Origin of the sequence: Pedobacter psychrophilus (genome assembly GCF_001652725.1) — a bacterium.
In the GTDB taxonomy this organism is placed as follows: Bacteria; Bacteroidota; Bacteroidia; order Sphingobacteriales; family Sphingobacteriaceae; genus Pseudopedobacter; species Pseudopedobacter psychrophilus.
This window is the reverse complement of sequence record NZ_LWHJ01000014.1, coordinates 1-1,026: the sequence shown is the minus strand read 5'-3', so window position 1 is coordinate 1,026 and position 1,026 is coordinate 1. Positions and strand designations below refer to the sequence as shown.

The 1,026-nt window shown below is 51.3% G+C and carries 1 protein-coding gene; it reads left to right on the top strand.

Annotated features, from left to right (window positions below; all coding sequences use genetic code 11):
* Positions 1-1,026, top strand: a 1,026-nt coding sequence (locus tag A5893_RS04970; protein WP_394330780.1) for a YadA family autotransporter adhesin, incomplete at both ends; no start/stop codon positions are given.

Genomic DNA, 1,026 nt, shown 5'->3' with positions numbered 1-1,026 from the left:
GATACAGGTTCAGCAGGAGCAACAGGCGATAAAGGAGATACGGGTTCAATTGGAGCAACAGGAAACACTGGAGCGACAGGCGACAAAGGGGATACAGGTTCAGCAGGAGCAACCGGAAACACCGGAGCGACAGGCGATAAAGGTGATACAGGTTCAACCGGAGCAACCGGCGATAAAGGAGATACAGGTTCAACCGGAGCGACAGGTGATAAAGGCGATACTGGTTCAGCAGGCTCAACTGGAAACACTGGAGTGACAGGCGACAAAGGAGAAACAGGCGACAAAGGGGATACAGGTTCAGCAGGCGCAACCGGAAACACCGGAGCGACAGGTGATAAAGGAGATACAGGTTCAACCGGTGCAACAGGCGATAAAGGAGATACGGGTTCAATTGGAGCAACCGGAAACACTGGAGCGACAGGCGACAAAGGGGATACAGGTTCAGCAGGAGCAACCGGAAATACCGGAGCGACAGGTGATAAAGGGGATACAGGTTCAGCAGGAGCAACAGGCGACAAAGGAGATACGGGTTCTACCGGAGCAACAGGAAATACCGGAGCGACAGGTTCAGCAGGTTCAAATGGTACAAATGGAATCGACGGAGCAAAAGGCGATACTGGTGCAACAGGTGAAAAAGGAGATACTGGTTCAACAGGTTCTGCAGGTACTAACGGCACAAATGGAATCGACGGAGCAAAAGGAGATACCGGAGCAACAGGAGACAAAGGGGATACAGGTTCAGCAGGTTCAAATGGTACAAATGGAATCGACGGAGCAAAAGGCGATACCGGTTCAACAGGTTCTGCAGGTACGAACGGCACAAATGGAATAGATGGTGCAAAAGGAGATACTGGAGCAACAGGTACAAATGGCACAAATGGAGTAGATGGGGTAAAAGGAGATACAGGAGCAACAGGGGACAAAGGAGATACAGGTTCAGCAGGAGCAACAGGCGATAAAGGAGATACGGGTTCAATTGGAGCAACAGGAAACACTGGAGCGACAGGCGACAAAGGGGATACAGGT